This window comes from Helicobacter pylori SA213A, from assembly GCF_000476275.1.
Taxonomy (GTDB): domain Bacteria; phylum Campylobacterota; class Campylobacteria; order Campylobacterales; family Helicobacteraceae; genus Helicobacter; species Helicobacter pylori_CL.
In genome coordinates this window covers 1-7,881 of sequence record NZ_CBOM010000030.1, presented here as the reverse complement: position 1 = coordinate 7,881, position 7,881 = coordinate 1, and the positions used below count along the sequence as shown (strand labels likewise).

The window sequence follows — 7,881 nt, the reverse complement described above, 5'->3', positions numbered from 1 at the left end:
TTAAAGGGTTGTTATTAAAGGGGTTTAAAGCTTCCACACTATCTCGGTAAAAATGTGGCTTCTGTCTTGATCGGTGGCAGGCTGGCTGTCAAGCTTTGGCCCGTTCCACCCCATTTTATAGCCTTGGTGCATCAACACATTGTAATATTCAAACTTAATGTCGGCTGAGAAATTTTTAGTGAATTTATAACCCAAGTTGAGCGATAGGACTTGTTCGTTAGCCCTAGGCCCGTAAGTCAAACGCCCTAATAAACCCCAAAGGAGTTTCCTATGCACGCCACCGCCAAAGGCAAACACGGTAAAAGCGTTCGCGTCCATCATGTAAGACAAAGAGTTAAGGGTGTTGGCATAAACGGTGTTCGTCCAAAAGTCAAAGCCCAAGCGGTTACCATGGTAGCCTATCATCCAGTTAGCGTTCCCAAAGGATTTATAAATCCCAAAACCAAAATTGTATTCATTCCATTCAAATTTTTGTTTGATCATCAAGCTGTGCGCGTTTTTACCGGCTGGCATGCCAAACTGGTAGGTGTCCCAAAACCTTTTAGCGTAAAAAGGATTAAGCACGGTAACATCTGTTTGAGAGCGAAACCCTAATCCGGTAAAAGTGGGGTTACTATCATAGGTGATCGTGAAGTTGGGGTCGTATTCGTTAAAGGGTGAAAAATAGACAAAAGGCTGAATGCTGAAACCCTTGTAATTCCAAATGATATAAAAGGCATGCACCCCTGGGTTTATGGTTTGCCCGTTTTTAAGGGTGTAGGTTTTAGGCGAATAGAAATTATAAAGCCACTCGTTATAGGCAAAGCCACGGCCAAACGAGCTAAACCACCAGAATTTGAAATTCCCTAAATTTAAGGTCATGTCCAAGCCTTGGTTGTAACCGCTCATATAATCCGCTGGGGATTCGTACCTTCCGCCCCTAATTTGAAAAATATCCTTGTAGTTGTAGCGCAAGTAAGCGTTATAAATCACATAGTTTCTCGTGTGATCGGCATAGGTTTTTGCGCAAGTGGAAGCCGCTAAAGCTTCTTGATTAGACAACTGCGTCATTTCAGCTTGAGTCATCTTATCGTATTGGCCTTGGGTTAAATTCCCTGTAGCTAGCCCACAACTAGCCCATGGTTTCTGCCCCACAAGACCGCCCCAATAACCCACATAGTTCCAAGCCATAGCCCCATAGGGTTTCCCTGTAACTTCGTTAATAAAGTCCTTAGTGCTATCATAAATTACAGCACCCCCCCAACCTCCAAGACTCCCGTCTAAATGATGCCCGTTAGCCGTAGCGCTTTTGGGTAAAAGCTCGGTAAAATCCACCTGCATGTAAGCCATAATCGTCATAAAGGTTTCGGTAGGGTAAATCCCTTTATTGGTATTGATGGGCTTATTGTTAAAGCCGACTTTAGAGAAACTTTCAGCACCCGCTTTAATTTTAGCGATTTTACCCAAATCAAAAGCCTGACTTTGAGAAGAGAATAAAAAAAGAAGCGTTGCGATATTTTTAGCAGATGCAACTTTATAGTTCATGTTAACCCTTAGTATAAACTAAAAATTCTAAATTGAGTAAGCCAACACCATTCAAAGAAAATTTTTTCTTACAGATCTTAAACATCTAATCAGTCTGTTCATCTTTCGTCCTTTTTGCTACGAAGTCCGACTTACAAAGTTAACTCTTAACTAAGTCGTGCGTTAATACTAGCATAATATTATGGTTTTTTTTTAATTTTAAGGATAAAATTTGCCTCTGTTAGTCAAATATGGAAACTTAAAGCCTTATTTAATCTCAATATTATTTATTTTTTTAATTTATTCATTCCTTAACACGCTTAAAGCGTCAATAGCAGAAGCTTTTTTAGACGGGTAATAAGAAGAAAGGGCTACGATAATCACAGAGCCTATGAGAGTGAGCGTAAAATCCATTAAAGACAAATCTAAAGGCAAAGTGTTGATGCCATAAACATCCGCTGGGAGCGAGATGATAGGGAACACGCTTAAAAGATACATGCTTATAAACGCTAAAACCACCCCAAGAATCACACCACCCAAACCAATGATATTACCCAAATAAAAAAAGGTTTTTTGGATTTCTTTTTGGCTGCTCCCCATGCTAAAGAGTAGGGCGATTTCTTTACGCCTGTTCATCACCACCATTAAAAGCGAGCTGATGATATTCAAAGACGCCATTAAAATAATGAGCATGAGCACAATGAATAACGCTCTTTTTTCTAATTCCATAGCCGAGAAAAAATTCCCGTTTTGTTGCCACCACCCTTCAATGCCTATGCCATGGTGGTTGATTGTTTTTAAAGCGTTGCGTAAATTTTCAATATCCTTCATGGGCGTTTTAGAATAGACATGCACCCCATCATAAAGCCCTAAGGGTAACCTCCTGATCGCACTTATAGCTTGAAGGCTAGCATACATGTAGCTCATGTCATAAGATTTTAGCCCTGAATCAAAATCGCCTTTGATAGTAAAACGCTTCATGATAGGGGAGAGCGTGAGGCCTGTTGGCTCTAATTCGGTGAAAAACAAATCGGCTTTTTGATTGAGATCTAAATTCAAGCTGTATCTCAAGCTTTTCCCCACGATCAAATTAAAAGGGTTTTTAAAAAGATCGTTTTCATTGGTGTTTTTTAAAGCGTCGTTTAAAACTTCATTAATGCGCCTTTCTTTAGAAAAATCAACCCCAAACACCACGCCACCATTCATAGAATGCGCGCTTTTAATCAGGCTTTGAGTTTGCAAATAGGGGCTAAAAAGCAAATTGGGGAACTTTTTTTCTAAAGCTTGAACCACTTCTTCGCTGATCCCATAAGGGCTTGTGGTATAGAGCGTTAAGGGGTAGTTCATCACAAAAAGTTTTTTTTCAAATTCCTTACTCATGCCGTTCATGATCGCCATAGCTACAATCAAAACCATCACGCCAACCGCCACGCCAAAAAAGGCTAACAAAGCGGTGATGCTAATGAAAGGCTGGCTTTTATCAAAACGCAAATAACGCTTGATAAGGAAAAAGATTAAGGATCTATTTGGCAAATAAGCCCTTTTTAGGCCCGCTTTTAGCGCAACAATCTTTATATTTTTTCCCGCTCCCACAAGGGCAAGGCTCGTTTCTTTTAGGGGTTTTAGAAAAAGCTTTCACGACCACATTCAAATCTTCATCTAAGGCTTCTTCATGGCGGTAAGTTACGCTCTCATGCTCTCTTTCTTCGCTAAAGTTATCCAAATAACGCTCGGCATCGCTAGAATCTTGCTCGTTTTCAAACTGGATCTTAGAAAAGGTTTTGATCGCTTCTATTTTAATGTCTTCAATGAGTTCTAAGAAAAGGTTATAACTCTCTTTTTTGTATTCTACAAGGGGGTCTTTTTGGTTATAGCCTCTCAAATTGATACCGGTTTTGAGATTATCCATCGTATAAAGGTGCTCTCGCCATGCGTTGTCTAAAATCTGTAAATACACGATGCGTTCGATCCGGCTTCTTTGTTCGCTGTCCAAAGCTTTCATTTTGTTTTCATAATCGTTTTTTAATTTTTCAGCCACAAACTTTTCAATAGGGGAGGCTTTTTCTAAATCTTCTAATTCAACGCTAGCGTTAAAATCTTCTTTTAAGATGTTTTTAAGCCCTAAAAGTTCCTCTTTAGACAGGTTTTGATGGTCAAAGGCTTTGAGTTTAGAAAAGATTTGATTGAGCGCGTATTCTCTGTTTTCAGCGATTTTAGCGCTAATATCGTAATTGATGTCTAATAATTCATCTCTAAATTTATACACGCTTTTTCGTTGCTCATTAGCCACATCATCGTATTCTAACAAATGCTTACGGCTTTCAAAATGCAAGTTCTCCACTTTTTTTTGCGCGTTTTCCACCGCTCTTGTAACGAGCTTGGATTCAATGTGTTCGCCGTCTTTAAGCCCTAATTTTTCCATCACCCCCTTAATCCTATCGCTCCCAAAAATGCGTAACAGATTGTCTTCTAAGCTCAAATAAAACTGACTCACCCCCGGATCGCCTTGGCGCCCGCTTCGCCCTCTTAATTGGTTGTCAATCCTGCGGCTCTCATGCCTTTCAGTGCCAATGATATACAGCCCTCCAAGTTCTTTAACCTCATCGGTGAGTTTAATATCAACGCCCCTGCCTGCCATGTTAGTCGCAATCGTAACCGCCCCCTTAAGCCCGGCGTCTTTGATGATCTCAGCTTCTTTAGTGTGTTGCTTGGCGTTTAAAACGGTGTGAGGGATGCGCTCTTTTTTGAGTAAAGCGTGCAAGGTTTCACTTTTTTCAATGCTGGCCGTGCCAACTAAAACGGGCTGTCCCTTATCGTGTAATTCTTTAATTTTAAGGATCACGGCGTCAAATTTTTCTTTTTCACTCTTATAGATCAGATCGTTCAAGTCTTTTCGCTTGATCGCTAGATTAGTAGGGATAGACACCACTTCTAAATTGTAGATTTCTAAAAATTCTGTGGCTTCGGTTTGAGCCGTGCCTGTCATGCCTGAAAGTTTAGAAAACATCCTGAAATAATTTTGGAAAGTAATATCCGCTAAAGTCTGGCTCTCTTCTTTAATGCTCACGCCCTCTTTAGCTTCCAAAGCTTGATGCAAGCCCTCACTAAAGCGTCTCCCCTCAGACAAGCGGCCGGTAAATTCATCTACAATCACCACTTCATTATTGGCTACAATATAATCTTTATCAATAAAAAAGAGGTAATTCGCTTTCAAGGCTTGATCCAAATGGTGCGATAGGGCGGCGTTTTCAATCTTGTATAAATTATCCACTCCAAAAAGGTTTTCGGCTTTTTTAATCCCCTCTTCAGTGATCAAAATCGCGCGGTTTTTTTCATCGATCGTGAAATCGGTTTCCACTTGCATGCTTTTAGCGACTTCATCAGCCTTGTTGTAATTTTCCATGCGCCTATCCACAGGCCCTGAAATGATTAAAGGGGTTCTCGCTTCATCAATTAAAATAGAATCCACCTCATCAACAATGGCGAACGTATGCGATTTTTGCACCTTATGTTCTAAAGAATATTTCATGTTATCCCTTAGATAATCAAAGCCAAATTCATTATTAGTGCCATAAACAATGTCTTTAGAATAAATTTCCAAGCGCTCATCATCATCTCGCACGCTCGCCGTGATCGTGCCTACGCTATAACCTAAGAAATGATACAAAGGCTCCATTTCTTTAGAGTCCCTATGCGCTAGGTAATCATTAACGGTTACCACATACACGCTTTCACCCTTCATTGCATTCAAAGCCACCGCTAAAGTAGCGACTAAAGTTTTTCCCTCGCCGGTTTTCATTTCAGCGATTTTGCCGTCATTTAAAACCATGCCCCCAATGAGTTGCACATCAAAATGGCGCATGTTTAAGACTCTTTTGCTCGCTTCTCTAGTGATGGCAAAACTTTCTGGTAGGACTTCTAAAAGGGTTTTTTCTTGCAAATCTTTTTCTGCGGATCGCACGCGCTTTTTTAATTCTTCAAAAGCGTTTTGCAATTCAGCATCGCTCATTTTTTCATAAGTAGGCTCTAATGCATTGATAGCTAGGACTTTTTTCTTGTATTGTTTGATCCAGCGATCGTTTCTAGTGCCAATGATTTTTCCAATGATTGCTTTTATCATAGTAGTGATAACCTTTAAGAGTGCTTCAATTTCATTTATTTTTATTAAAGCGTTAGTTTTTAGCCCCATTTTAGCATGGATAAAATAAAAGTCTTGTAAAATAGAGAGTTTTATTGGAATAGGATATTATTTTAAGGTTTGATTAATGAAAGCTTTTTTAAAGATTGTGATGGTTTTGATTTTTATGAGTGTTGCTCATGCTAAGAGTTCTTTAGCGCTTTCTAAAGAAGAAGAGGTTTTGCAACATTTGCAAAGTTTTAGCGCGAATTTCAAACAGGTTTTAAAAAATGAAAAGCCTTTAGTTTATCAAGGGGTTTTAAAGGCTAAAGCCCCTAATTGGGCTTTATGGGTTTATGAAAAACCTCTAAAAAAAGAAATTTACATGAACGATAAAGAAGTGGTGATTTATGAGCCGAATTTGTTTCAAGCGACCATTACGCCCTTGAAAGACAAGACGGATTTTTTCACCATTCTCAAGCGATTGAAAAAGCAAGATGACGGCTCTTTTAAAACAACGATCAATAAAACCACTTATCGTTTGGTGTTTAAAGACGGCAAGCCTTTTTCGTTGGAATTTAAAGATGAAATGAACAATCTTGTAACGATCACTTTTTCTCAAGCAGAAATCAACCCTAAAATTCCTAATGAAATCTTTGTTTTTAAGCCTAAAGATGAAAATATTGATATTGTGCGCCAGTGATTTTTAGCCGCTCATTAATAAAAGTTAGTTACAATAACCAAGCTTTTAGAATCATGGGGCTGACTTGGATTTCGACAGATTTCTTGTCGCACAGATAGCATGCCAAGTGCTGCTTGTAAAACAGCAACAAAAATAACTGTAAACAACGCAGATTACGCTCCAGCTTACGCTAAAGCTGCGTGAGTTAATCTCCTTTTGGAGCTGGACTGATTAGAATTTCTAGCGTTTTAATCACTCCATAACCTTAAGCTAGACGCTTTTAAAAGGTGGTTCGCCTTTTAAACTAAGAAACAAGAACTCTTGAAACTACCTCAAGGTTTTAGAAAGTTGGACCAGAGCTAGTTTTAAGGCTAAAAAGCTAATCAATTTTCTAAGCATTGTAGAAGTTTGTGTTTAGGACAAGATTTTTGGACTGGGGTTCGATTCCCCACAGCTCCACCAAATTAGAAAAAAGTATCATATAGCGTATTTAAGGAAGGTAAATGCAGAAGTTTTTCTCTCGTTTTAGAAGGTGGGTGTTGCCCTTTTATTTTGTGAGCGCTTTAGCAGCGATTGATATTGATGAAGTGACAGAAGCTCAAGCTAACAGCGTCAAATTAAGCGATCAATTAGTGAGCCTGAGCGACAAGCTTTTAGAAAAAGCGGTTGATAGGGGGCGAAACACCGATCATTTAAAAGATCTTAACGATTTGCATGAAAAAATCAAACATTTGCGCTTGATTTTAGAGCCTAAGCCTAAGGACAAAGAAAATAATCCTAACTTAAAAGATCATCAAGGCTCTGAAACGATTGAAATCGGCGAAGCGATTAAAAAGGCTTTAGGCGATCCGGTATTCCCCCAAGACGCGCTAGATGTCGCTTTGCAAATTGACAAACAGCTGGATTCTTTCAAGCAAGACAATTTGATTGATGTTAAGCCCTTAAAAGATGTTTTAGCCCAACTAGAAACCGAATTGAGAAAAGCCATTGATTTCCAAAAACAATGGCTCAATTCTACCAAGCCTAATTGATAGGGCTTAAAAAAAGAATTTCACGCTAACCATAAGGTTGCTCCTGTCTTGTGTGTTCGCCTTAAAGGCTTTATCAAAAGGGCTAGTGAGATCATTAACCTTATAGCCAGTGTGCATGCTCACCGCATAGTATTGTAAATTCACATCAACGCTAAAAAAAGAACCCCATTTATGACCCAAGTGCAAGTTAATGGATCTCTCGCTCGCTCTAGTGGCGTAAGTGTATCTGCCTAAAATCCCCCATAAAAACCCTCTATACACCCCCCCACCAAAGACATATCCGCTAACAGAGTCTGCGGTAACAGCGTTACTAAAAACCAAACCATAAATGCTGTTACTTCTTATATCAAAAGGGATTGGGTTACCATACCAGCCAATCCTTGCGTTAGCGTTGCCAAAATTTTGATAATAACCAAAGCCAAAGTTAAATTCGTTGTAGTCAAAGCGTTGGTGGATTAAAAGCGATGCACCCCATTCGCCAATCTTAGAGTTACGCCAATACACATCGTATAAATCTTTAGCATAAACGGGGAAAATCACATTGATAA

At 39.3% G+C, this 7,881-nt stretch carries 5 protein-coding genes, 1 other RNA gene and 1 pseudogene; 3 read left to right on the top strand and 4 right to left on the bottom strand.

Going from position 1 to position 7,881, the window contains the following annotated elements:
- Positions 1-24 precede the first annotated feature (24 nt).
- The 3 genes from hofF to secA form a co-directional block, all read right to left on the bottom strand.
- On the bottom strand, positions 25-1,524 hold the full coding sequence (gene hofF, locus QT74_RS07510) for an outer membrane beta-barrel protein HofF (protein ID WP_033593276.1): 1,500 nt from the start codon (positions 1,522-1,524) through the stop codon (positions 25-27).
- Between the two features lie 279 nt (positions 1,525-1,803).
- Positions 1,804-3,036 carry an ABC transporter permease gene (locus tag QT74_RS07505; RefSeq protein WP_033765836.1) on the bottom strand — a complete coding sequence of 411 codons (1,233 nt, stop codon included), beginning with the start codon at positions 3,034-3,036 and terminating at the stop codon, positions 1,804-1,806.
- Positions 3,026-5,623, bottom strand: a complete 2,598-nt coding sequence (secA, locus tag QT74_RS07500) for a preprotein translocase subunit SecA (RefSeq protein WP_033765835.1) — start codon at positions 5,621-5,623, stop codon at positions 3,026-3,028. Before secA ends, QT74_RS07505 begins: the two co-directional genes overlap by 11 nt.
- A 145-nt stretch (positions 5,624-5,768) precedes the next feature.
- Here secA and lolA point away from each other — a divergent pair, with 145 nt between their 5' ends.
- The 3 genes from lolA to QT74_RS07485 all read left to right on the top strand — a co-directional run bounded on the left by lolA (position 5,769) and on the right by QT74_RS07485 (position 7,333).
- The gene (lolA, locus tag QT74_RS07495) at positions 5,769-6,323 is read left to right on the top strand and encodes a LolA-like outer membrane lipoprotein chaperone (RefSeq protein WP_033765834.1); all 555 of its coding nucleotides are present in this window, start codon (positions 5,769-5,771) and stop codon (positions 6,321-6,323) included.
- 55 nt (positions 6,324-6,378) lie between these two features.
- Positions 6,379-6,764, top strand: a transfer-messenger RNA (tmRNA) gene (ssrA, locus tag QT74_RS08305).
- A 41-nt stretch (positions 6,765-6,805) separates the two neighbouring features.
- The gene (locus QT74_RS07485) at positions 6,806-7,333 is read left to right on the top strand and encodes a hypothetical protein (protein WP_033765832.1); all 528 of its coding nucleotides are present in this window, start codon (positions 6,806-6,808) and stop codon (positions 7,331-7,333) included.
- Positions 7,334-7,339: 6 nt separating this feature from the next.
- Here QT74_RS07485 and hofE read toward each other — a convergent pair.
- Positions 7,340-7,881 (bottom strand): annotated as a pseudogene (gene hofE / locus QT74_RS07480) (outer membrane beta-barrel protein HofE); the annotation flags it as partial.

Coding starts and splice junctions, on each gene's coding strand:
- QT74_RS07485 (WP_033765832.1), top strand. CDS start 6,806: ATGCAGAAGTTTTTCTCTCGTTTTAGAAGGTGGGTGTTGCCCTTTTAT.
- hofF (WP_033593276.1), bottom strand. CDS start 1,524: ATGAACTATAAAGTTGCATCTGCTAAAAATATCGCAACGCTTCTTTTT.
- secA (WP_033765835.1), bottom strand. CDS start 5,623: ATGATAAAAGCAATCATTGGAAAAATCATTGGCACTAGAAACGATCGC.
- lolA (WP_033765834.1), top strand. CDS start 5,769: ATGAAAGCTTTTTTAAAGATTGTGATGGTTTTGATTTTTATGAGTGTT.